The sequence below is a fragment of the Pseudomonas sp. S06B 330 genome, from assembly GCF_002845275.2.
In the GTDB taxonomy this organism is placed as follows: Bacteria; Pseudomonadota; Gammaproteobacteria; order Pseudomonadales; family Pseudomonadaceae; genus Aquipseudomonas.
Map to the genome: position 1 here is coordinate 3,847,800 of NZ_CP088149.1, position 22,694 is coordinate 3,870,493.

21 protein-coding genes are annotated in these 22,694 nt (G+C 58.9%); 12 read left to right on the forward strand and 9 right to left on the reverse strand.

What is annotated here, in order from left to right:
* Positions 1-48: 48 nt before the first annotated feature.
* On the reverse strand, positions 49-549 hold the full coding sequence (locus CX511_RS17125; RefSeq protein WP_045188440.1) for a hypothetical protein: 501 nt from the start codon (positions 547-549) through the stop codon (positions 49-51).
* 19 nt (positions 550-568) lie between these two features.
* A complete protein-coding gene (gene fnr, locus CX511_RS17130) occupies positions 569-1,279 on the reverse strand; it encodes a fumarate/nitrate reduction transcriptional regulator Fnr (RefSeq protein WP_045188571.1) in 711 nt (236 codons plus the stop codon).
* A gap of 262 nt (positions 1,280-1,541) precedes the next feature.
* Here fnr and trhP point away from each other — a divergent pair, with 262 nt between their 5' ends.
* Positions 1,542-2,858 carry a prephenate-dependent tRNA uridine(34) hydroxylase TrhP gene (gene trhP, locus CX511_RS17135; protein WP_101292954.1) on the forward strand — a complete coding sequence of 439 codons (1,317 nt, stop codon included), beginning with the start codon at positions 1,542-1,544 and terminating at the stop codon, positions 2,856-2,858.
* Positions 2,859-2,960: 102 nt separating this feature from the next.
* Here the strand turns inward: trhP and pvdQ are convergent, their stop codons facing one another.
* Positions 2,961-5,273: a bifunctional acylase PvdQ gene (gene pvdQ, locus CX511_RS17140; RefSeq protein ID WP_101292953.1), complete on the reverse strand. Its 2,313-nt coding sequence runs from the start codon at positions 5,271-5,273 to the stop codon at positions 2,961-2,963.
* Positions 5,274-5,481: 208 nt separating this feature from the next.
* On the opposite strand from pvdQ, the gene CX511_RS17145 reads away from it, so the two are divergent.
* Positions 5,482-5,868: a fe2+ zn2+ uptake regulation protein gene (locus CX511_RS17145; RefSeq protein WP_045188445.1), complete on the forward strand. Its 387-nt coding sequence runs from the start codon at positions 5,482-5,484 to the stop codon at positions 5,866-5,868.
* A 36-nt stretch (positions 5,869-5,904) separates the two neighbouring features.
* Here the strand turns inward: CX511_RS17145 and CX511_RS17150 are convergent, their stop codons facing one another.
* On the reverse strand, positions 5,905-6,093 hold the full coding sequence (locus CX511_RS17150) for a hypothetical protein (protein ID WP_045188447.1): 189 nt from the start codon (positions 6,091-6,093) through the stop codon (positions 5,905-5,907).
* Between the two features lie 157 nt (positions 6,094-6,250).
* Between CX511_RS17150 and CX511_RS17155 the strand changes: the two genes are divergently transcribed.
* The 4 genes from CX511_RS17155 to CX511_RS17170 all read left to right on the forward strand — a co-directional run bounded on the left by CX511_RS17155 (position 6,251) and on the right by CX511_RS17170 (position 8,686).
* A complete protein-coding gene (locus tag CX511_RS17155) occupies positions 6,251-6,709 on the forward strand; it encodes a hypothetical protein (RefSeq protein WP_101292952.1) in 459 nt (152 codons plus the stop codon).
* A gap of 221 nt (positions 6,710-6,930) precedes the next feature.
* A complete protein-coding gene (locus CX511_RS17160) occupies positions 6,931-7,311 on the forward strand; it encodes a Mor transcription activator family protein (RefSeq protein WP_045188449.1) in 381 nt (126 codons plus the stop codon).
* A gap of 82 nt (positions 7,312-7,393) precedes the next feature.
* Entirely contained in the window at positions 7,394-8,035 is a 642-nt protein-coding gene (locus CX511_RS17165; RefSeq protein WP_045188451.1) for a DUF2589 domain-containing protein, read from the forward strand.
* A gap of 117 nt (positions 8,036-8,152) precedes the next feature.
* Positions 8,153-8,686 (forward strand): DUF2589 domain-containing protein, encoded by a 534-nt coding sequence (locus tag CX511_RS17170; protein WP_045188576.1) that lies wholly within the window; start codon positions 8,153-8,155, stop codon positions 8,684-8,686.
* 6 nt (positions 8,687-8,692) lie between these two features.
* Here CX511_RS17170 and CX511_RS17175 read toward each other — a convergent pair whose 3' ends face one another.
* The 3 genes from CX511_RS17175 to CX511_RS17185 are packed head-to-tail and all read right to left on the reverse strand — an operon-like array spanning position 8,693 to position 14,823.
* Positions 8,693-12,367 carry a translocation/assembly module TamB domain-containing protein gene (locus tag CX511_RS17175; protein ID WP_177409686.1) on the reverse strand — a complete coding sequence of 1,225 codons (3,675 nt, stop codon included), beginning with the start codon at positions 12,365-12,367 and terminating at the stop codon, positions 8,693-8,695.
* Positions 12,364-14,106, reverse strand: coding sequence for an autotransporter assembly complex protein TamA (locus CX511_RS17180; RefSeq protein WP_045188455.1), 1,743 nt, complete (start codon positions 14,104-14,106; stop codon positions 12,364-12,366). Before CX511_RS17180 ends, CX511_RS17175 begins: the two co-directional genes overlap by 4 nt.
* 57 nt (positions 14,107-14,163) lie before the next feature.
* On the reverse strand, positions 14,164-14,823 hold the full coding sequence (locus CX511_RS17185) for a GNAT family N-acetyltransferase (protein WP_045188457.1): 660 nt from the start codon (positions 14,821-14,823) through the stop codon (positions 14,164-14,166).
* A 161-nt stretch (positions 14,824-14,984) separates the two neighbouring features.
* On the opposite strand from CX511_RS17185, the gene xthA reads away from it, so the two are divergent.
* Positions 14,985-15,797 (forward strand): exodeoxyribonuclease III, encoded by an 813-nt coding sequence (xthA, locus tag CX511_RS17190; RefSeq protein ID WP_101292951.1) that lies wholly within the window; start codon positions 14,985-14,987, stop codon positions 15,795-15,797.
* A gap of 183 nt (positions 15,798-15,980) precedes the next feature.
* A complete protein-coding gene (locus CX511_RS17195; RefSeq protein ID WP_101292950.1) occupies positions 15,981-17,303 on the forward strand; it encodes a substrate-binding domain-containing protein in 1,323 nt (440 codons plus the stop codon).
* Positions 17,304-17,333: 30 nt separating this feature from the next.
* Here the strand turns inward: CX511_RS17195 and CX511_RS17200 are convergent, their stop codons facing one another.
* Positions 17,334-17,474 carry a hypothetical protein gene (locus tag CX511_RS17200; RefSeq protein WP_156156620.1) on the reverse strand — a complete coding sequence of 47 codons (141 nt, stop codon included), beginning with the start codon at positions 17,472-17,474 and terminating at the stop codon, positions 17,334-17,336.
* Between CX511_RS17200 and CX511_RS17205 the strand changes: the two genes are divergently transcribed.
* Positions 17,473-18,480 (forward strand): TerC family protein, encoded by a 1,008-nt coding sequence (locus CX511_RS17205; protein WP_045188464.1) that lies wholly within the window; start codon positions 17,473-17,475, stop codon positions 18,478-18,480. The two genes, CX511_RS17200 and CX511_RS17205, sit on opposite strands and share 2 nt — an antisense overlap.
* 42 nt (positions 18,481-18,522) lie before the next feature.
* On the opposite strand, the gene CX511_RS17210 is transcribed toward CX511_RS17205, so the two are convergent.
* The gene (locus tag CX511_RS17210) at positions 18,523-19,752 is read right to left on the reverse strand and encodes an acyl-CoA dehydrogenase (protein ID WP_101292949.1); all 1,230 of its coding nucleotides are present in this window, start codon (positions 19,750-19,752) and stop codon (positions 18,523-18,525) included.
* A gap of 139 nt (positions 19,753-19,891) precedes the next feature.
* Here CX511_RS17210 and CX511_RS17215 point away from each other — a divergent pair, with 139 nt between their 5' ends.
* The 3 genes from CX511_RS17215 to CX511_RS17225 all read left to right on the forward strand — a co-directional run bounded on the left by CX511_RS17215 (position 19,892) and on the right by CX511_RS17225 (position 22,236).
* Positions 19,892-20,830 (forward strand): LysR family transcriptional regulator, encoded by a 939-nt coding sequence (locus tag CX511_RS17215; RefSeq protein WP_045188468.1) that lies wholly within the window; start codon positions 19,892-19,894, stop codon positions 20,828-20,830.
* A gap of 86 nt (positions 20,831-20,916) precedes the next feature.
* Positions 20,917-21,318, forward strand: a complete 402-nt coding sequence (locus tag CX511_RS17220) for a MerR family transcriptional regulator (protein ID WP_045188469.1) — start codon at positions 20,917-20,919, stop codon at positions 21,316-21,318.
* Positions 21,319-21,336: 18 nt separating this feature from the next.
* Positions 21,337-22,236, forward strand: coding sequence for a hydroxymethylglutaryl-CoA lyase (locus CX511_RS17225; protein WP_101292948.1), 900 nt, complete (start codon positions 21,337-21,339; stop codon positions 22,234-22,236).
* Positions 22,237-22,694: the final 458 nt, after the last annotated feature.

The following is a 22,694-nucleotide window of genomic DNA, read 5'->3' on the forward strand; positions in this document are numbered from 1 at the left end:
CGTGGTAAAAGTGCCGTTGCGCCGAAACAATCCTCCTCTGGCCGGGCATCAAGCCCCAGCATGCCAATTCTGAGCCTCTAGCCCCGCCAGCAAATCGCTCTCCCAGTAAAACAGCGCGTTCAGTTCTATTTGCACATAGTCTGAATCATCGTCGCAGTCTCTCTGAGCATAATTCCAGCTGGTCAGTGACTGTCCGTAACACTCGTCGCTGCCTGGTTGGGGCGCGTTATACCAGGCCCCCTGGGCAATCGACGTGCTCCAGCTGATCGCTCCAGGCAGTTGCGAACCGCCATCGTGCTCACTACCGTTGTGCGCGGTAGGTTGGGGGGGCATTGTGTGCGCGGCGGATGCCAAAGGAATGACTTGGCTTGAGAACGAGAACGTGCAGTTGCTGGCCCCCGCCAGGGTTTGCCCTTTCCAGTTCCAGGAGTAAGTGGTATCCACTCCGGTGCTTTCATTCAAGGTGTAATGGGCTTGGAAGTTTGCACGAGAGTCGGTGGGTCGATTGACGGTGATGGACCACTGCCCATGCGATAAAGTCAAAGTCATTTTATACGCCTTAACGCGACTAGTTAAACATCTGCACGGGGTCAATAATGCGTACTTCCTTGCCTTCAACTTCAATCAAGCCGTTTTGCTGAAGACGGGTGAACACTCGGGATACGGTCTCTCCCGCCAACCCCAAGTAGTTGCCGATGTCGTTGCGAGAAATGCTCAAGTGCAGTTGATTGGCGGAATAGCCTAAGGCGCTGAAGCGTTCTGCCAGGTCAACCAGCAAGCTGGCGACCCGCGGATCGGCCGCTTTTTTCGTCAGCAACCGAGTCATTTGCTGGGTATTGCGAATCTCGCGGCTCATCGCCCGAATCAGATGGCGGCGGATCTTGGGCAAGCGAATCAACTGCGCATCCAGCGCGTCGAAAGGCAACTCGCAGACCTCGCTGTTGTCTAGCGCCCGAACCGAAATCGGATAGGTGGCCGCGCCCATCCCCGAGAGGCCAATCAGTTCACCGGGCAGATGCAGACCCAGAATCTGTTCTTCGCCGTCTTTGCTCACGCTAAAGGACTTCAACGCGCCGGAACGTATCACGTAAATGGCATTGAAACTGTCGCCCTGACGAAACAGAAATTCGTCCTTTTTCACTTGGCGACCGTGTTTGACGATGTCATCAAGCAGGTCGATTTCTTCGTAGCTCACTGAACCAGGCAGACATAGCAGCGCAAGGCTGCAGGTCTTGCAATGCATCTGGCTGTCAGCGTGCAGCTTTACCGAGTCGAGCATGTAGAGGTCCTTACGAAATGACACGATGCGTGCCTGAGCCTTAGCAATCAGGCGCAGCTTACGAGCCATTCAATATTCCCCCGGGCCCGATTGAGATGCTTCTCAATAATCGTCATTTAGTATCAAGCCATTGAATTTAATGAATAAATTCAAAAAAGTGTCAGCCGATACAACAACACCATCCGCGCTGGGCTATTGACCCACGTCAATTAGCCGATGGGCCTGAACCGGTAGCATCCGCGCCTTTTAATCCGGCCCGATCATGACTCCGCTTGCCAAACCTGAACTGCTCGCCCCTGCCGGCACCCTGAAAAACATGCGCTACGCCTTCGCCTACGGCGCCGATGCGGTGTATGCCGGCCAGCCTCGCTACAGCCTGCGGGTGCGCAATAACGAGTTCGACCACGCCAACCTGGCTCTCGGCATCAAGGAAGCCCAGGCGCAAGGCAAGCGCTTTTACGTCGTGGTCAACATTGCTCCGCATAACGCCAAGCTGAAAACCTTCCTCAAAGATCTGGCGCCGGTCATTGAGATGGCTCCGGATGCGTTGATCATGTCCGACCCTGGCTTGATCATGCTGGTTCGCCAGCATTTCCCGCAGATGCCGATTCACCTGTCGGTACAGGCCAATACCGTGAACTGGGCCAGCGTCGAATTCTGGCGCAGTCAGGGGCTGACGCGGGTGATCCTGTCCCGCGAGCTGTCGCTGGAAGAGATTGAGGAAATCCGCCAGCAGGTGCCAACAATGGAGTTGGAGGTGTTCGTTCACGGCGCGCTGTGCATGGCCTACTCCGGTCGTTGCCTGCTGTCGGGCTACCTCAACCGCCGCGATGCCAACCAGGGCAGTTGCACCAATGCCTGCCGCTGGAAGTACAGCGCCACCGCAGCGACGGAAGATGTCAGCGGCGATATCGTGCGCGAAGTACAGCCGACCCTGGGTGTTGGCGCCCCCACTGAACAGGTATTCCTGCTCCAGGAGAGCAACCGTCCGGATGAAGACATGCCAGCGTTCGAGGACGAACACGGCACCTACATCATGAACGCCAAGGACCTGCGTGCCGTTCAACACGTCGAACGGCTGACACAAATGGGGGTGCATTCGCTGAAAATCGAAGGCCGGACCAAGTCGCACTTTTACTGTGCACGCACCACCCAGGCGTATCGCCAGGCCATTGATGATGCCGTGGCCGGACGTGAGTTTGACCGCAGCCTGATGCTCAACCTCGAGTCATTGGCCCAGCGCGGTTACACCGAAGGCTTCCTGCGCCGCCATGTGCATGATGAATATCAAAACTATCAGCGCGGCAATTCGGTGTCTGATCGTCAGCAGTTTGTGGGCGAGCTGACCGGTGAACGTGTTGATGGTCTGGCCGAAGTTAAGGTCAAAAATCGCTTCGTCCTGGGCGATCACCTGGAACTGATGACCCCGCGTGGCAACTATCACTTCGACCTGCACCAGTTACGTGATCGTCAGGGTGCAGCAATCGAAGTGGCACCGGGGGATGGACATACGGTGTACCTGCCGATTCCTGAGCAGGTGGATCTGGCGTTTGGCCTGTTGTTACGGGAGTTAGTGTAAAAAACCCAATGCTCTTGGTTATGGGGAGCTCTTGTCTTAATTGTGGAGCTGGCCTTGCCAGCGCCGATTCTATCGCCAGCAAGGCTTGCCCTATGCTTAGGGTCAAGGCAGGGAGGCTGCTACCGCCGTTGTGTCCGCTTCACGAATTACCTGCAGTCGATACTGCGGATCAGCCTTGATCTGCGCCTCAGTAAATGGAATCTGGTGCCATTTTTTGGCCGAGAAGGCGCGGGTCTGGTCACTGGCGTGCGGCGACCCTGCTTCGCTGGACTCTGAAAAAGCGAGCAGCCCCAAAGCCTGCGGTCCCTCATTATCAAAGGTGACCAGCTGTAAGTAACTGGTGCCACTGACAACGAGACGCTTGCCCTGACCGGTCGGCACGCTTTGGATGGCATTGTAAACGCCAAGACGGGCAGGTCCGCCATGAATCGGCGTGCCGTCAGCGGCTTGCTGAATCTGTCCCCAGCGTACATCGGGGCTCAGCTTGGCCTGTTGCACCTGCGCCAGTGAGGCCAAGACCGCTTGGTTCAAGGCGTCTGCCACCTCGACACGCTCGACGGCCAAGCCACTCGGGGTGTGCTGAGGGTCAGCCGGATCAAAAGCCACTCGCCAGATATCCGGACGCTCAAGCAAGCGCTGCAGGATATTCTGGAAATGTACCAGGCCTAGGCCACTGTCCAGATCGGCGCGCAGGTTCCAGGCTTTCAAACTGCTGCACAGCCCGACAATCTGTACATCCGCCTGCTTGCCACACCAATGCAATACATCCGGCATCAACAGTTCGGCCAGATAAACCTGGTTGTCCATCACCATCTGCTGCAGGTCGGCACCGCTGAGCTTGCCGTCGCGACTCAGACGTTGCAGGGCAAAGCGGCTACGTGGGCCCAGGGGCTGGTCCTCGCGACTGACCAACGGCGAAAAACCACGCAACGGTTGCGCCGGGTTGACCATCCAGGCGGAGTCATTGGAGTGCTGGATATAATCCTTTCGGCTCAGGCTCGGTTGCAGTTGTGTGGGGAAAATGCCTGGCTGCGCGGCCCGCGGATCGACCTTCCAGTTGCAGGCGCTGCGCGAACCGTCGAGCACAATCAACTCCTGACCGGCGGCTGGATCGCTGCACTTGGCCAGCAAAGCAGCGTCGACAAAGGGCACCACAGACTGATTCAGATATAACGTCTGGCCCTTGGCATCCACCGCCAGGGTGTTAACCCAGGGTATCCCTTGCAGGCGCTGCACCGAGTCTTGCATGGCCTTGAGGCTGTCAGCCTGGTTCATGCTGTACCACTGCTGCAGAACGCGGGTGTTATCCAGGTTGGCATCGCGCAAGCTGTAGGCGTATTGCTTGTTCCAGTCCAGGCGCCCTGGCCACTGGACCACCGGGCCGAATACCGAGCTGTAGACGTCGCGTTTGACCGGCGTAAGCGTGCCGTCCTTTCCCTTGACCATCACCGTCAACGGTTGGCGGCTCATGGCCTGTGACTTGCCATCAAGCAGATAACGGGTCGAGTCCTTGGGGTCGAGTTCCAACCGATACAAGGTGAAGTGCTTGGAGGTATCTACCGTATGGGTCCAGGCCAGGTGGCGGTTGAAACCGATGTTGATCAATGGCAGTCCTGGCAAGGCAGCGCCCATGACATCCAGCTTGCCCGGCAGCGTCAGTTGCATCTGATAAAAACGCATGCCGCCTGCCCAGGGAAAGTGTGGATTCGCCAGTAACATGCCATAACCGGTGGCGGAGCGTTCGCTGCCCACCGCCACCGCATTGCTGCCTCGTTCGAGGGCAAAATTGTCCTGACGTGCCTGCGCCATACTCATGTCCAGGTGCAACCCTGCCACAGCGTTGGGTGGTGTGGCACCCGCCAACGCTTCAGCAAACTGCCCGACGCCGCCTTCGACCAGCAAGCGCCGGGTCAGCTTGATCAGGTCAAGCGTGGTAATCGGCCGCAGCCACTGGGCTTGCAAACACTGCGCCCCCTGCCCCTGAGCCAGGCGCTCGGCCAGCGCACGGTTGTAACCTTTGGCATAACCTTCGAGCAATGCGCGCACCTGCGGCGGCTGTGCCTGCCAGAAGCCGAACACCGCTGCAGGCGTATTGAGCCAGCTGAAGAACAGGTCGCTGGCAAGGTTCTCACGCTGCTCGAATGTGACCTGCTCAGGCCCGAAGTAACGTGAACGCTCGGCATTGACGGTGACGACTTCGTTGGCCAACAGGCACAGGTTGTCCTGGCCATAGGCATAACCGATTCCGTATCCCAACCCCTGTTCATCCCTGGCCAGGATGTGCGGTACACCAAAACTGCTGCGGCGGATCTCAGCGCTGGCATCACCCTGGGCGACACGAGCCTGGGCCGCGCCGTTGAGCACGACGAGCAGTCCGGCCAGACAGACGCTTGCCAAAGGACGGGATTTGATCACGGGTACTCCTGCTCACGGAACGATTGGTTCTGATTGAACGAAGCACAGCCGAAAAATTTACGGTAACTGCAGGCTCGAAACGTCTTTACCTATGTGGCCCGATAATTTTTTTCGTCAGGCACTGCAGTTTTGCCACGCTCATTCGTCTTATAGGGTGAGAGGCATCATCACGACGGTATCTGGACTGGCCACGAAAGGGAGCGTTCACATGTACAATCAGCAACAGGCAGCGATCGCCAACCGCCCGGCGCGAAAAACTCGGCAAGCCATGGCCATGAATGCCGAGAGCGGCGACAACGAGCGCCCTGGCAACGAGCATATTCGCGAATTGCTCAAGTCATTCGGCCTGCGCACCAGCCTGATTCGCCTCAAGGTCATCGATGCCTTGCACATGGCCGATCGCAACGGGCGCAGCATCGGTGTCCGAGGTGTTCACAGCCAGCTTGAGCAGCTGGACATTCCGCTGTCGTTCCTCAGCGTTCGAGAGGTACTCAAACGCCTGTGTGTAGAAGGTGTGATCACCATGGGCCCGGACAAATGCTACAGCCTCAACCCCGAGGCCCGCAGCATTCTGCAGCAACCCGGCTCACGCTAAGCGACAGGCCGGCAGAAGCCGGCCGCGTGGAACACCTCAGGGCTTGACCTTGCGGCGCATAATGCCATTGATCACCACCACCGCGACTGCCACAGCAATGGCAATGTACTGGAACACTTGCTCAGTGATCGTTCCTTGCTTTTGCAGGTAAGACAGTCCGAGCATGATCCCCAGCACCAGCAGCGAGATCAGAATGGAATATTTCAGGCGTTGACCTTGAGTCATTGATATTTCCTTGCAACATCGAGATAAGAAGCCGAAAAGGCCCAGGCGCATCATACAACGCAGACCTGCCGCGAGCGGATAATTTCCTTCTTCAGCAGCCCCCTGCTTGCTGAAACCATGGCATCCCGGGTATTGCCCAGACGAATGGAAGATCGCCATGTTCATCCGCAGCTTGCTTGGCTGTATCACCTTGCTGATAGGTCTTGAAGCGCAAGCGCTCCCGACCGCAGCACTGTCTTCTGAACAACGAACTGCACTAGGCAAGCAACTGGCTGAGCAGGCCGGCGCCAGCCAATGGCAGCAGCTTTGGCAGCGCACGCGACACGCCGGGCACCTGGATGGGCACGCCAATACCGCCTACTTCGACCTTGCTCCAACCCAGCTCATCGCGTCGGTCTTCTTGACGTTGTCCCAGCCGCAGCAGACAAGCGCGGTTAAACAGACTCAGGTGCTGTATCGCCGGGATTTCCTGCCGCAAACCGTCGGCAAGCACGCTGAAACCCATTTCAGCGCCATCTGTGTCTGGGTTGATTGGCGCACGCTGCCGACGCACTCAGTCAACCGACCCGGCCCTTACCTTGGACAAATCAGCCTGCTGCTGGCGCGTCCCTGCTGATGAGCATGGGTTGCTCAACCTTGAAGCACTCAATCCTGCACCTGGAACGAAGAACCAAGGGCTTTCAGCCTATCCAGGATGGCCTTCCTATTCACATGACCCACATTGCCTACAGACCATATACCCGATGCCCACCCTTCCTGCTGTGCTTGCTGCCTGTTACTAACTGCACGGATGTTCAAACATGAAGGTGTCCAGTCAACACCTACAAGGAAGTCACCATGGAACTGCGCGACCTCGACCGTATCGACATTCACCAACTGCCCCATTCCCTGCAAATGCTGATCGAATGCCTGGGTATTGAAAACGCCTATAACCTCACCTGTGCTTTTGGTGGCCGCCCCAAGTACATCCCCAAGCATCGTGAGCGCACTGCACTGGCCGAAGTGCTTCCCCCTGCGGCCCTGGATGCCCTGATCCAACGTTTTGCCGGCATGGCCCTGGAGATTCCCAAGGTCGACCACTTCCTGCGCCAATTGCGCAATCAACAAATCCAGCAAGAAAGCGCCGAGGGTCTGTCGCGCAGCATGCTGGCCAATAAATACGGTTTGAGCTTGCGCCAGATCGGCAATATTCGCCGACAGGAAGCCTGCACGCACTGACCCCTTACCCTGTGAGTCGCCAACCTCGGCACTCAGAGACCTATCCGCACAATGAAGTGCATCCACCAAAAGGAACTTCCCAATGGCAACAATTGATAACAGCTTGATCGGCTCGGTAATGAACGCACTGCCGCTGGATCGGATGATCTCCGGCCCCTTGCAGGCGATGATTCAGGCGCAGGTATCGGCAAGCAAGTCGTACGCCGACTTCCTTATGGGGGTCTGTATCCAGGACGGCAAGGCCGTCGCCATTCAATTCGACTACGACGAAACCATCACCGATGAACAAGGGGTTTATCAGGGTACTGTATCCAAGAAGATGCAGATCCCGCTGCTGGCAGCGATTACCCACCCCAACATTGTCATTGAAGAAGGCAACATCGACTTCGAATTGACCATCAGCCAACAAGCCGAGAGCACCTCTGAAACAAGCGGCGAGTCCAGTTTTGGCGCCTCATTGGGTTGGGGGCCGTTCAAACTCAACGTCAAGGGTCAGGTCAGCCACAAGTCCAGCCAGACCCGTAAAACCGACACCCGCGCACGCTATGCGTTCAACACCAAAGTCCGTCGCCAGGACCCACCGGAGGCGTTGATGCGCGTGATTGATTTTCTCACCGACGCAGCCACCAAGCCGGTGATCATGGCAGATGCCAGCGCTCAAAACCTTGATGCGCTGCCTCCGTCGGCGTTGCCAATGCCCGACAAGGCAGCAGCACAGCCTTAAACATCGCTTGATCGAGACTCACTGCTAACGACCTTGGCCTCTCCCACACGAGAGGCCTCTTGCTAGATATACAAGGAGTGCGAACGCTTGGATGATCTCTCCTCGAAAAACGCCCCCATTACCGCCAGCGATCTTTGTGACATTACCCGTGGACTGCAAGAAGCGGCTGCCGCCACCAACAACCTGATTGCCCAGCAGTACATCAAGCTCTTCGACCAATTCTTCGACTATGACGCCGAAGCGTTGGGCACACCGATGAAAGCCAAGATGGTTGAAGTGGCAATGGACGATCAGCACAAGATGCACGTTCCGCTGATTGCCCTGGTTTCACCCAGAGGGTTGGCACTGGAGCGTATGCAGGTTGACCTGTCAGTGAGGATCCAGAATACCGAAACCACAGCGGCCAGTGAAAACCTCCAACGCGAGCGCTTCTTTGTGACGGTGGGGGGCCAGACCAAACGTAATGGAGACGCCCGAGATCCCGATGAAGTGCAGATCCGCATGCAGTTCCAGGCGTGCGAGCCACCCGAAGCCCTTAATCGCCTGATTGAAGAGTACACCCACTTGATCAGCCCGCAGCGCCTGCACGTTCCCGCCAAGCCCACGGACGACAGCAACGAGTTCATCGATGCTGCGACCGTACGCCGATAGCGATTGTCAGAAGTCGCGCTTGTAGAAAATGTCCAAGGAGCTGGCCAGGCCACTGGCCGCTTCCAAGTAAACCTTCTTGCTCAGTTTGTAACGCAACGCAACCGTGTTGACCGGTTCGAAGACACCCACACCATACCGCAAGCTCAAGCGCTCAGTCAGATTGCCACTGGCCACTACACTGGTGCTGTCGCCACTGCCTTCGGTATCCAGCTGGAAGTCGTCGATCCCCAGGCTTGACGCCAGACTACCGGTCACCCCGGCACTGCTCGCCAGCCCCAGGCCAAGGGCTGCTTGGGCAAGCATGTTATTGTCTTCCCCCGTGGTGCCCAGTGGTCGGCCCAAGACCAGGTATGACAACGCCTGCTCCTGGCTCATGGCCGGTTCCGAGAACACCTGGGTGGTGGGCTGTTCGGCACTGCCACTGAGGCGGATACCGGCAATCACGTCATCCGTCTGGCGAATGGCTTCAATGTCCAAGTAAGGCTGGTCGATGGGCCCGGCGAACAACAAGCGCGCACGGCGGATGGTCAGGCGTTGCCCGTATGCACGGTAACGGCCATCGGCCAGACTCAGCTCACCGCGGGTGTCGAGGTTGTCACCGATGTGCACATGGCCAAGCAGATTGGCGGTCAGACCAAAGCCACTGAACGAAAGTGTGTCCTGACCGACCTCGACATCAATGTCCATGGCCACCGCAATGGGTGCTTTGCCCTCTTCGGTCTGATGACCGACGATCACGGTGTCATCAGACACCTTAACCGTCGAAGGTGGCAATTCACGCACGGTGATTTTACCTTTGGGTACCAGCACCTTGCCCGCGATCGCCAACTTGTCACCGGCCAGGCTGATCAAGAGATCGGGCGCCACCTCAAGGTCGGCATAGGGCTCAACAGTGACGGGCAGGCGTTGCCCCTGCAACTTCAGATCAACAGCCAGCGCCGGCCCCCAACCGATTTGCCCACGCAAGCTGCCCTGGCCGGCTTCGCCACTTTTCCAGGCGCCACTGAGCTGCACCTGCTCACCCGCAATCATTGCCTGCACGTTCAGGTCTTTGAGGCTAATCGGCAATTCTGCGCCAGCAACTTCTCCACCGACCAGGTTCAAGCTACCGTTGACCTGCGGCGACAATAACGTGCCAGACAACTGTCCGCTGCCGTTAAGTTGCCCGGCCAGGCGCTCGACCATTGGTGCAAAAGGACGGGCAATGGCGATGTCCAGACCGGTCAGGCGGAACGTCCCACTCAATGGCTTGTGGTTGGCAATCGGATCAAGCCGGGTGACCAACGCCAGTTCACCCAGGCGTTCACCGCGAAAATCGACCCGCGTATCAACCCGACGTGGCGCCAGGGTGCTTTCCAGACGCAAGGTCTGATAAGGAAAGTCCAGCCATTGGTCTTTCTCGCGCAAGCGCAAGGTGCCACCGCTGGCATCGACGACGATGGTGCCTTTGGGGCCGCTGGCGGGTAGATCCAGATTAATGTCGGCATTGAGCAGGCCCTGCCAGGCGAAGTCTTTGGGCAACCACTGGGCCAGACTTTGCAGCGGGAACTGCTTGAGGTGATAACGCAGGCGCGGCTCTGGCGCCAGGCGCTGATCGTCACCACACAGACTGGCTTGCCCCGAACGCCAGCAATGGGCACCGAAATCCAACTGCCCAGAAGCCAGGCGCTGCAGTTTCGCCGGTGCTTGCAGGCGCCAGTCCTGACCGCCGGCCTGGATCTGGCCGCTGGCCAGGCGCCCACGCCAGTTACCTTTGTCCAGCTGGCCATCCAAGCCCAGATCGAGTTTGAGCTTCGGCCCGTCTAGGCCGAGCTCCAACTGTTGCTGGCGAATATCGCCGCGGCCCTTGGCACTGAGTACACCCAAGGCAGTATCACCTAGACGAATACCGCCGGCCTGCAGGTCAATAACTGCACGCTGGGCACTGTCCAGCTTGGCGTCCAACGCCAGGCGTTGCAGGTGATTGTCCGCTTGCGCCAGTTGCTGACCTTGCACGGTCAACGTGCCTTGCGGTGCCTGCAAGGTACCGGCAACCTCCAGTTTACCCTTGAGCTGCCCCTGCAATTGTGGCCAGAGTTGACCAAGACGCGGCAGGTTAAGGTCCAGTTGCCCGGCTAAACGTTGCTGCAGGCTGCCACTACCGTTGATGTGGTTATCGCCCAGGCGGATATCCAGGGTACCGAGGGTCCAGTTCTGGCCAGCGCCTTGGGCAACAGCCTTGAGCACCGCCGGTTGGCCACGCAGGCGCCCTTTCAGGTCAAGATCAGCATCCAGGCTCACTTCGCCATTTTTTATCTGACCCTTGCTGCGCAGCGGGCCCGCTAGCGTGCCGGGCAGTTCGGCGAGCCAGTACGCCGGGTTCAGCGCCGACAGTTCCAGCGCCGCATCCCAGGCCAACGCGTCAGCAAACTGCACACTTACGTTACCGGCGAGCTTGCCTTGCCCTGCAGTCAGCGCCAATTGTGCCAAGGTGATTTGTTGCAGGTCGCCCTTGAACGGACTGCTCAGACTGAACGCCCCAGCCGGCCCATCAAGGTCGCCCTTGAACTCGCCTTGATAGGTGCCATCAAGGTATTGCACCTGGCCGTTGAAACGCCGCAGGGACACTTGAGGGGCTTGTTCCAGCGGATACAGTCGCAGCCAGGGGAAGTCCAGCCAGTCGATGGTCGCCACCGCGCTCAGGCCCTGTTGCCAGTCGGCGCTGGCCGTCAGTTTAAGGTATTGATCCGCGCTGGCCGTAAGGTCCAAGGCGCTCAGTTGGGCACCCTTGGCGTCGACGTTGCCCAGCAGGCTCAACGCCACAGGCCCCTGTTCCGCCGGCAGGCTGGCTGAGCCGAGCAATTGGTAGCCGCTTTGCAGGTTGCCCTTGGCGCTGAGTACAAGATTGTTCAACTGCAGGGTATCGGGCAGGTCAGCACCGGGTTTGAAGGACGCTGCACTGACTTGCAAAGTGGCCGGCAACTGCTCAGCCAGCGCTTGCAGTTCACCGTTGAGCCGGGCATTCAGGTAACCACTGCTGTCAGCACTAAGCGAGAGGGTTTTCTGCAGCTCACCGTTGACCTGCAATGCCACCTGCCAATCTTGTCCATCGACCTTGGGCAACTGCAGCTGGCCTTTGACCTGCAACGGCCAATCGCCCTCAGGTTGCAGCAGCCCTTGCAGGCTCAAGCGCAGGTCATCACGCTGCAGCTGCAGGCTGTCGATCTGCAAGCCCGCGACGGTCCAATGGGCTGCCAGGTGCAACTGACTCAATTGCTCATTACCATCCAGACGCAGGTGACCGATACGCACCTCACCCAGCTCAATCGCCAGCGGCAGCTTCAGCGCCGGCAATTGCAGCGGACCACTCTCGGGTTTCGGCTCACTCGGCGCGAAAGCCAGGTTGACCTGATCTGCCTGCAGACGTTCGATGCACAGGGTCATGCGCAACAGGCAATGAGGCGACCAATCGAACCTAGGTGCTACCACCTCGACCCGATCCTCACCCTGCTCCCATAGCACACGTTCAGCCTGCCACTGACCCGCCAGGCGTCCTTGGAAGTTATCAAGTTGCAAGCCTGGCACCAGCCCCAGCGTCCAGCGACTGCCCGCCTGGGTGCCGAGCAACAGGCCCAGCGCAAGCACCAGCAACAGCAGCAGAGCCAGCAGCGTGAGGAGGATATTTCTGAAAACGCGACTCACAATTCCGGCCCCATGGAGAAGTGCAGACGAAAACCACCGTCGTCATCCAGCGCATGGGCCAGATCCAGACGCAACGGCCCCACTGGAGAGACCCAGCGCACACCGATACCGACACCGGTCTTGAGGCTGGGAAACTCCAGATTGTTGAATGAATTACCCTGGTCGACAAAGGTCGCCACGCGCCACTTGTCCATCACCTCGTACTGGTACTCGACACTGCCGGCCACCAGATAGCGGCCACCAATACGATCGCCATCGGAGTTCTCCGGCGACAAGCTTTGGTAGTCATAGCCACGCACACTCTGGTCACCACCGGCGAAGAAGCGCAGCGACGGCGGTATCGAACTCTGGTAATCGTTGGTGGCACTGCCGCCGGCCTGCACACGGCCGAGAAAACGGTGTTTACGGCCCAGCGTGGTCAAGCCCTTGAGCACCACATTGGCATGCAGCAGGTTGGTGTCGGACACCAGCCCTTCCTTGGCCGCCTGTACATCGAATTGCAGGCGATAGCCATTGTGTGGATCGATGCGGTTGTCGCTGCGCAGATAGGAATAACTGACGCCGGGCATCAACAGGTTACTCAGGCCCGAGTCATCTCCCAGGCGGTATTCTTCGCGTTGATACTTGAGCGACAGCACCCGTTGCCAGCCACTGGGCAGCTTGCTGTGCCATTCCGGGCCAACGGTGAGCAGCTTGCTCAAGGTGTCGGTGCCGGCGATCTCCTCGTTTTGGTAGCCACCGGCAAAGCGAAATTTATCGGTCAACGGCGGATCGAGAGGAATGTCGTACCACAGCCCGACGTTCTGCCGAGGTGCCGACAGTTCGGTTTCCCAACCATAACTGTGGCCTTGCGGGTTGACCCAATGACGCGTCCAGTTGGCCTTGCCCCGCGGACCGACGTCTGTCGAAAACCCCAGGCCCAGGCCCATGGTGCGTGGCTTGCGAGTCTGCAGCTGGACCGCCACCGGAATGCGCTGCTCCACTGCAGCGGTGGGCGCGGCATCCACGCGCACACCCTCGAAATAGCCACTCGATTGCAGGGCGTTATTGAGTTCGGCAATCAGTTCAGAGTCGTACGGGGTGTCAGCCTTAAATGGCACCATGCGCTGCAGCAAGGTCTCATCGAACGGTGTGTCGCCGTCAAAGCTGACCTTGCCCAGACTGTAGCGTGGGCCACTCTGGTAGATCAGTTCAATGTCGGCCACGCCCGCCTGGGGGTCGACTGCCAGGCGCTGACGAGTAAAACGCCCACTGAAGAAACCGTAACGCGCAGCCTGGTTTTGAATCAGGCGCTTGGCATCTTCGTATTGGCCATGATTGAGTACTTCGCCAGTGCGCAGGGCCTTGCTGTTGGGCAGGCGAAATGTCTTGAGTTCACTGGCCGGGCCATCGATGCGAATGGTGACATCACGCAGGTGTACCGGCTCGCCCGGCTCGATGGTGAGAATCAGCTGTGGCTCTTTATCGGCTTTGGCCGGCGCTTTGACCTCGGTGTCGATCTGCGCCTGGTAGTAACCCAACGCCTGGGCTGCTTTGCGCGCCTGCTCGACAGCGCCGCGGCTGAAGCGCAGTAGCGCCTCTTCATCGCGTTTACCAAGGCTGCCGATATAGCCTTCGACATTGGCCTTGAGTTCGTTATTGGCAGGCTTGATCCGTACCACCAGCTCGCTCTGCGCATACACGCCAATGCTGGTAAAACACAGAATCAAACCGCAGGTGAATCGTCCTGAATACGTCATAGGCGCGGATGCTACCAGAGCTTGGCGCCAGCATGGAGCCCGAGGCGCTTCAGCCTGCTACGCAGGCAGGGCCGAAGCACGCTGAGATGACTGGGGATTAGGATGAAAGAACACATGCTCGCGAACTGTTCCTACAGCAATTTCGCCAATTTCCTGGTAGCCCTGACGCTGATAGAACGCCAAGTAATGCTCGTTACCCGTGTCCAGCACGACGCCTTGGGAGTGTTCATCTTCAGCACACCAGTCATGCACCGCTTGTAACAACTGCTCACCATACTGTTGACCCTGGAACTGCGGATGAATCCCCAGCAACGGCAAGACATGCACCGCATCACCGGGCAGGCACGCCATCAGCGCCGCCTGGTAATCCAGGTAACGCCGAGTGCAGCGAAAACCGGTGCTCAGGACCATGCGCATGCGCCAGGCCCAGCTCTCGGTAATCCCCAGGCGTCGCTGTGGCGGCGCGATCAGGGCAATACCGATCAAGCGGTCGTCGACCAACAAGCCCAACGCCGGCAACTCTTGGAAAAAGTGTTGCTTGACCAGTTCGCGTACAGTGGCGCGAATGCGCTGGTCATACCCCGGGCGCTGGGCCTCGAACAAAAATGCATAGGTCGGGTCGTGGCGATAGGCGTGATACAACAGCGAACGCGCCTCACGACTATAGCCACCATCAAGCAGGCGAAGCTGAGCCGGGACAGTAGTCGAATCGGTCATGCTGACAACCCTCCACAATGGGCATTCATTGCCGTTGAAGCGTACGTTGCCCCGATGTTCACTTCGAGCACCACGTTAGCAGCCTATGGCGAGGCGCGCCACGCTGGCCGCAGGCGTCGATGTCGGCTAGGATCCTTCGTTTTACCAGGATTGTGTTTGCCATGAAGATCGTCTCGTTCAACATCAATGGCCTGCGCGCCCGGCCCCATCAGTTGGCGGCGTTGATCGAAAAGCACCAGCCGGACGTGATCGGCTTGCAGGAAACCAAGGTCAGCGACGAGCAGTTTCCCTTGGCCGAGGTCCAGGCATTGGGTTATCACGTGCATTTTCATGGCCAGAAAGGCCACTACGGCGTCGCCCTGCTCTCACGCCAGGCGCCCCTAAGCCTGCACAAGGGCTTTGCCAGCGATGAAGAAGATGCCCAGCGCCGCTTTATCTGGGGCACCTTCGCCGATGCCAATGGCACCCCGATCACCATCATGAACGGCTACTTCCCCCAGGGCGAAAGCCGCGACCACCCCACCAAGTTCCCGGCCAAACAGCGCTTCTATAGTGACCTGCAGGCCTTGCTGGAAAGCCAGTTCAAGAACGATCATCCGTTGGTGGTGATGGGCGATGTCAACATTTCGCCCGAGGACTGTGACATTGGCATCGGAGCCGACAATGCCAAGCGCTGGCTCAAGACCGGCAAGTGCAGCTTCTTGCCCGAAGAGCGCGAGTGGATGGTGCGCCTGAAAAACTGGGGGCTGGTCGACAGTTTCCGCCACCTGCATCCGGAGGTCGCCGACCGTTTCAGCTGGTTCGACTACCGCAGTCGCGGTTTCGAAGACGAGCCCAAGCGCGGTCTGCGTATTGACCTGATCATGACCTCCCAAGGTTTGCTGCCGCGGATCAAGGCTGCAGGCGTCGACTACGACCTGCGCGCCATGGAAAAGCCTTCGGACCATGCACCGATCTGGCTGGAGCTGGCTTAAGGGCGGGATACGGTGTAGCCACTGCCGCGAGGCTGCGATCGACTGCGCAGGACAGTGTTATACGGCCCTTTTGCGGCCGTTCGCAGCCTGGCGGCAGCGCTACAGGTGATCACCCTGTCATCTTACGGTCATCCAACCGTCTTAATCTGCGGCACATCCTTTGCCTGAAGAGTGCCTGCCGGCATGCTCCGCCACCTCAGCCTGCTCCTGCTTTGTCTATTTCCCCTCCTTGCACCTGCCGCCCCGCAAGCGCCGGCGCAGTTGCGTATTCAGGGCTCCAATACCATTGGTGCTGCCTTGGCACCGGCACTGGTCAAAGGCATGCTGGAAGCACAAGGTGCCGGCGAGGTAAGGATTGAAACGCAGGCAACGGCCAACGAAGTCCAGGTCCGCGCCCTCGATCAGCAGGGCACGCCGATCCGCGTCGACATCGCCGCCCACGGCTCCAGCACCGGTTTCACCGCCCTCAAGAGCGGCGAGGCAGACCTGGCTGCAGCGTCACGCCCGGTCAAGCCTAGCGAGCGAGCCGAACTGCAGCCCTTGGGTGACCTCAACAGTGCCGCCGCCGAACAGATCATCGGCCTGGATGGCGTCGCCGTAATCGTTCACCCCGACAACCCACTGCCTCAGGTCAGCACCGTGCAACTGGCGCAGATCTTTGCCGGGCAAATTACCACCTGGGAGGCGTTGGGCCTCGGAAATGGGCCTATTCATCTGTACGCCCGAGACGATCGCTCGGGCACATTCGAAACCTTCAAGGCTCTGGTGCTCGATGACCGCGGTCAGACGCTGGCCAACACCGCGAAACGCTTCGAATCCGGCGAACAGTTGGCCAAAGAGGTGCTCAATGATCGTCAGGCCATCGGCTTCAGCAGCCTGGCCTCGGTGCATGGTGCCAAGGTACTGGCGATTGCCGACGGTGATTCTCGCGCCATGCTACCGAGCTCAGCCCTGGTGGCCAGTGAAGACTACCCACTGTCGCGGCGCCTGTATTTGTATATGCCGCCCACTCAAGCCACACCCTGGGCTCGGGCACTGGTGGAGTTTGCGCAAAGTGCCAAGGGCCAGGCCATCGTCACCGCCAACGGTTTTGTCGGTCAGCACATCCATGCAATCAAAGTGCCCCCGGCCGACGGCATGCCGCCGCCGTATCGGGCACTGGTGCGCAACGCGCAACGCTTATCAGTGAATTTCCGCTTCCAGGAAGGTAGTGCCAACCTGGACAACAAAGCCTTGCGCGATGTTCAGCGAGTGATCGACTACCTGCGCCTACACAATAAGCTGAAACAGGACGTCGTGCTGGTAGGATTCGGCGATGCCAAGCACGACCCTGAGCGCGCCGCTCTGCTTTCACGTCTGCGCGCCATGGCTGTGCGCCGGGAGTTGGCAAAGGAAGGCATCACCTTGCGTGAAGTTATGGGGCTGGGCGACGAACTCCCCGTAGCAACCAATACCGCCGAAGAAGGCCGCCTGCGCAATCGAAGAGTGGAAGTCTGGGTCTACTAGCCCCTGGCCGAAGGCTCACGCAACCATTTGTTACACCCCCAGTTGGGCTGCCGCCGTCATCGGGTCTAGGCTTTCAGGTGTGACGCCGGGCCCCTCTGACGGCTGCCAAGCCGCCATGTCGGAGTCACTGTTGCCGCTGTTGGCAACGACGACAATCAAGGAGGGGCGCATGGCGGCTCTACAGGCATTTCTCAACAATGACGTTCTCGGCACCAGCACCTGGTTCTGGTTGGCATTCATTGGCATTGTCCTGACCCTGCTGGTACTGGATCTGGGCGTGCTGCACCGCAAAGCTCACGAAATCGAAATGCGCGAAAGCCTGCTGCTGTACGCAGGCTATTTCAGCGTCGGCGTGCTGTTTGGCGGCTGGGTCTGGCTGGAGTTAGGCGCGCAACCTGCCCTGGAGTTCTACACCGGCTTTCTGGTCGAGCAGTCGCTGTCCATGGACAACGTCTTCGTCATGGCGATGATCTTCAGTTACTTCGCTATCCCTCGCCTCTACCAGCACCGCGTGCTGTTCTGGGGCATCCTCGGTGTGGTGGTGTTACGCGCGATCATGATCGGTGTGGGCAGCGCACTGGTTCAAGAGTTCGCCTGGATTCTCTATGTGTTTGGCGCCTTCTTGCTGATCACCGGCGTGAAAATGCTGTTTTCCCGCGAGGAAGCTCATCCAGACCTGGCCAACAATCGGGTGCTGAAGTTTGTGCGCAGCCATTTGCGCGTCACCGATGACCTGCATGGACCGCGCTTTTTTGTTCGGCTCAAAGCTGCTGGGCAGCACAAGGCGATGCTTTATGCGACGCCACTGTTCCTGGCACTGGTGCTGATCGAACTGGCCGATCTGGTGTTTGCCGTGGACAGCGTGCCGGCCATCTTCGCCATTACCCAAGACCCGTTCATTGTCTATACCTCGAACATCTTCGCGATCCTTGGCCTGCGTGCGCTGTATTTCGCCTTGGCGGCGCTGATGCACCGTTTTATCTACCTTAAGTACGCGCTGGCCCTGGTGTTGATTTTCATCGGTGGCAAAATCTTCTATCACGGCTTCATCGGCGCGGTACCGGCGTTGCTGTCGTTGAGTGTGACGCTGGGGCTGTTGAGTGGCGGCGTGCTGTTGTCATTGTTCAAAACGCGCGACCAGCCGCAACACCCGGCCAATTCCGGCAGCCACAAATGACACAGGCCCGCAGTGGCGGGCCTGATATCGACAGCGTGCAAATCAATGCTCGCTGCGCAGCATCTCCTTGGGCACATACTTGCCGATTTCATACTTGCCAATCGCTGCCCGGTGCACCTCATCCGGGCCATCGGCCAGGCGCAAGGTACGTTGCATGGCGTACATGTAAGCCAGCGGGAAGTCGCCACTGACGCCGGCCCCGCCATGGATCTGAATCGCCCGGTCAATAACCTTCAACGCCACGTTCGGCGCCACTACCTTGATCTGCGCGATCTCGCTGCGCGCCACCTTGTTGCCTACGGTGTCCATCATGTAAGCCGCCTTGAGCGTCAGCAACCGCGCCATATCGATTTCCATGCGCGAGTCGGCAATCTTGTCGACGTTGCCACCCAGGCGCGCCAGCGGCCGGCCAAACGCGGTGCGCTCCACCGAACGCTTGCACATCAATTCCAAGGCTCGTTCAGCCATGCCGATCGAGCGCATACAGTGGTGGATACGCCCAGGGCCCAGTCGCCCCTGAGCAATTTCGAAGCCGCGGCCCTCGCCCAACAACACGTTTTCGTAAGGCACCCGTACATTCTCGAACAACACTTCGGCATGGCCATGAGGGGCATCGTCGTAACCGAAGACCGGTAGTGGTCGGACGATTTTTACCCCCGGGGTATCCGTCGGCACCAGGATCATCGAATGCTGCTGATGACGCGGGCCGTCCGGATTGCTCAGGCCCATGAAGATCATGATCTTGCAGCGCGGATCACAGGCACCTGAAGTCCACCACTTGCGGCCATTGATCACCCATTCGTCACCCACGCGCTCAGCACGTGCGGCCATGTTGGTGGCGTCGGAAGAGGCTACGTCCGGCTCGGTCATGGCAAAGGCCGAACGGATCTCACCGCGTAACAGCGGCTCCAACCACTGGCGTTTCTGCGCCTCGCTGCCGTAGCGCACCAGTACTTCCATGTTGCCGGTGTCCGGTGCCGAGCAGTTGAACGGCTCCGGACCGAGCAGCGAGCGGCCCATGATCTCTGCCAGCGGCGCATATTCCAGGTTGGTCAGCCCTGCGCCCAGCTCCGACTCAGGCAGGAACAGGTTCCACAGCCCTTCAGCCTTGGCCTTGTTTTTGAGCTCTTCCATGATCGCCGTGGGCTGCCAACGGTCACCTTCGGCGACCTGCCGCTCGAACACCGCTTCAGCGGGATAGACATAAGCATCCATGAACGCTGTGACACGTTCGCGCAACGCCTGGACCTTGGGTGAATAGGCGAAATCCATGGGCAGTACCTTCAGTGGAAAGGGGATCTGATCAAGAGCCTAGATCAGCCAGCAAAATCCACCTAATCTATTCTCGGCGTGTATAAACATTCATAACCAATATATGATCCACCCATAACACCAACAAAGAGCAGCGCCCATGAACCTGAGCAAGGTCGACCTGAATTTGTTCATCGTCTTCGATGCCATCTACACCGAAGCCAACCTGACCCGTGCCGGGCAGATTGTCGGCATTACCCAGCCTGCGGTTTCCAACGCCCTGGCGCGGCTGCGCGAGACCTTCAACGACCCGCTGTTCGTGCGCACCGCTCAAGGCATGGTGCCCACGCCCATGGCACAGAACATCATCGGCCCGGTGCGCAATGCCCTGTCGCTGTTGCGGGTGTCGGTGCAGGAAAGCCGAATCTTCAACCCACTGCAGGCGAACAAGACGTTTCGCATCAGCATGACCGACCTCACCGAGGCGGTGATCCTGCCACCATTGTTCCAACGCCTGCGCCGCCTGGCCCCGGCGGTGGTGATCGAAAGCTTTTTGTGCAAGCGCCGAGAGACCACCAAGGAACTTGCCGCCGGGCGCCTGGACTTTGCCGTCGATGCGCCCCTCAATACCGATCCGCAGGTACGCCACGTCAAGCTGATGCAGGATCAATACGTCTGCGCCTTGCGCCAGGGTCATCCGCTGACGAAAGATAAACTTAGCCTGGACGATTACCTGAGCCTGACCCACATCCATATTTCCAGCCGCCGTAATGGCTTGGGGTATGTCGACCTGGCATTGGGCAAAATGGGCTTGCAGCGCAAGATCGCACTACGCTCACAGCACTATCTGATGGCCTCACAAGTGCTGCAGCAGACCGACATGGTCATGACCGTACCGGAGCGCTTCGCCCGTCGCCATCAACTCAATTACCTGCGCCTGCCGGTCAACGACGTACCGCCATTGGAGACCCACCTGTACTGGCACGAAAGCACCGACCAGGACCCAGCCAATCGCTGGATGCGTGAACAGATTATTGAGTTGTGCCAGGCGGTAGTGGCGCAGGATGAGCGGGTCAGCAAGGTTACAGAAAAGGTCTGAGCAAGCCCCGAGCTCGACGATTCCTTGCTTGACGTATACGTCAACCTGCCTTTAGGTTAGCTCATGCCCTTTTCCCGAGCCAGACCATGAGCAGCCAGACCTACAGTATCTCCGACCTGTCCCGCGAGCTGGACATCACCACCCGGGCTATCCGCTTCTATGAAGAACAGGGCTTGCTCAGCCCGGAACGCCGAGGCCTGGAACGCATTTATACGGCCCGTGACAAGGTCAGCCTGAAGCTGATCCTTCGCGGTAAACGTATCGGCTTTTCTCTGGCCGAATGCCGTGAGTTGATCGAACTTTATGACCCGTCCAGCGGCAACCTGAAGCAGTTGCACAGCATGTTGGCAAAAATTGCCGAACGCCGTGCCCAGCTCGAACAGCAATTGCTCGACATCCAGCAGATGCAGTTGGAGCTGGACACCGCCGAAGAGCGCTGCGAGCAAGCGCTGGCCGCCACCTTGAACAATCAGAAAAATAGCCATTGAGCCCTGAGGAACCGTGCCATGTCATTGCCTGAAAAAGTCCGCCTGGTTGAGGTCGGCCCGCGCGACGGCCTGCAGAACGAAGCCCAGCCTATCAGCGTGGCGGATAAGGTCCGGCTGGTCGATGACCTGACAGCGGCGGGCCTGTCCTATATCGAAGTAGGCAGCTTCGTGTCCCCCAAGTGGGTACCGCAAATGGCCGGATCAGCTGAGGTGTTTGCCAATATCCGTCAGCAGAACGGCGTCACCTACGCGGCCCTGGCACCGAACTTGCGCGGCTTCGAGGATGCGCTGGCGGCCGGCGTGAAAGAGGTCGCGGTGTTCGCTGCGGCCACTGAGGCCTTCTCCCAGCGCAATATCAACTGCTCAATCAACGACAGCCTGCAGCGTTTTGTGCCAATCATGGAGGCCGCTCGCGAACACGGTGTGCGCGTACGCGGCTATGTCTCCTGCGTTCTGGGCTGTCCTTATGACGGGGCGGTTGCTGCCGAACAGGTCGCGCCTGTGGCCCGCGAGCTGTACGACATGGGCTGCTATGAAGTGTCGCTGGGCGACACCATCGGCACCGGCACTCCAGGCGCTACCCGTCGACTGTTCGAGGTGGTCGCAGCGCAGGTGCCGCGCGCGCAACTGGCGGGCCACTTCCACGATACCTATGGCCAGGCGCTGGCCAACGTCTATGCCAGCCTGCTCGAAGGCATCAGCGTCTTCGACAGCTCGGTCGCAGGCCTGGGCGGCTGTCCCTATGCCAAGGGCGCCAGCGGCAATGTCGCCAGCGAAGATGTGCTCTACATGCTTCAGGGGCTGGGTATCGACACCGGCATCGACCTTGAACAGTTGATCCTCGCCGGCCAGCGGATCAGCGCCGTGCTGGGCCGCGCCAGCGGCTCACGGGTAGCGCGCGCGCGTAACGCGCAATAAACACAGGCGGTAACAGTCCGGCCGCGGCCGGGGTGTTACCGCACCCGCACTTTCCGGTGAAAAACCGGGTAACACGGAAACAAATCGACAGCCCTCCCTCCTCCCCCTGCCCCTCAAAAAAACCAAGCCATTGATTTTATTGGGTTTTTAAAAGTTGGCACGGCATCTGCTATATCTTTGGTACAAGAACAATAAAAAATACGAAACACCCAATAAAAATAAGACGTAACGACTCTGACATAACAAGAACAACACGACAGAGACGCAGCTAACAGATTTTTTTGGAGAGGATGTGCTTTCCAGGGGCTTGCCCCGCAACCGGACACAGAACAATAAAACTACCCCAAGGTAGCGCCTGTCACGGTTGGATCAGCAATGATGAGAGTAGATCAGCGCTCAAAAAAATACGTTTGCTCTTGATCCCGAATGGGGATCGCCAGTGACAAGAGGCAACGGTT

Coding starts and splice junctions, on each gene's coding strand:
- CX511_RS17125 (WP_045188440.1), bottom strand. CDS start 549: ATGACTTTGACTTTATCGCATGGGCAGTGGTCCATCACCGTCAATCGA.
- fnr (WP_045188571.1), bottom strand. CDS start 1,279: ATGCTCGACTCGGTAAAGCTGCACGCTGACAGCCAGATGCATTGCAAG.
- trhP (WP_101292954.1), top strand. CDS start 1,542: ATGACTCCGCTTGCCAAACCTGAACTGCTCGCCCCTGCCGGCACCCTG.
- CX511_RS17145 (WP_045188445.1), top strand. CDS start 5,482: ATGTACAATCAGCAACAGGCAGCGATCGCCAACCGCCCGGCGCGAAAA.
- CX511_RS17150 (WP_045188447.1), bottom strand. CDS start 6,093: ATGACTCAAGGTCAACGCCTGAAATATTCCATTCTGATCTCGCTGCTG.
- CX511_RS17155 (WP_101292952.1), top strand. CDS start 6,251: ATGTTCATCCGCAGCTTGCTTGGCTGTATCACCTTGCTGATAGGTCTT.
- CX511_RS17160 (WP_045188449.1), top strand. CDS start 6,931: ATGGAACTGCGCGACCTCGACCGTATCGACATTCACCAACTGCCCCAT.
- CX511_RS17165 (WP_045188451.1), top strand. CDS start 7,394: ATGGCAACAATTGATAACAGCTTGATCGGCTCGGTAATGAACGCACTG.
- CX511_RS17180 (WP_045188455.1), bottom strand. CDS start 14,106: ATGACGTATTCAGGACGATTCACCTGCGGTTTGATTCTGTGTTTTACC.
- CX511_RS17185 (WP_045188457.1), bottom strand. CDS start 14,823: ATGACCGATTCGACTACTGTCCCGGCTCAGCTTCGCCTGCTTGATGGT.
- xthA (WP_101292951.1), top strand. CDS start 14,985: ATGAAGATCGTCTCGTTCAACATCAATGGCCTGCGCGCCCGGCCCCAT.
- CX511_RS17195 (WP_101292950.1), top strand. CDS start 15,981: ATGCTCCGCCACCTCAGCCTGCTCCTGCTTTGTCTATTTCCCCTCCTT.
- CX511_RS17205 (WP_045188464.1), top strand. CDS start 17,473: ATGGCGGCTCTACAGGCATTTCTCAACAATGACGTTCTCGGCACCAGC.
- CX511_RS17200 (WP_156156620.1), bottom strand. CDS start 17,474: ATGCGCCCCTCCTTGATTGTCGTCGTTGCCAACAGCGGCAACAGTGAC.
- CX511_RS17210 (WP_101292949.1), bottom strand. CDS start 19,752: ATGGATTTCGCCTATTCACCCAAGGTCCAGGCGTTGCGCGAACGTGTC.
- CX511_RS17215 (WP_045188468.1), top strand. CDS start 19,892: ATGAACCTGAGCAAGGTCGACCTGAATTTGTTCATCGTCTTCGATGCC.
- CX511_RS17220 (WP_045188469.1), top strand. CDS start 20,917: ATGAGCAGCCAGACCTACAGTATCTCCGACCTGTCCCGCGAGCTGGAC.
- CX511_RS17225 (WP_101292948.1), top strand. CDS start 21,337: ATGTCATTGCCTGAAAAAGTCCGCCTGGTTGAGGTCGGCCCGCGCGAC.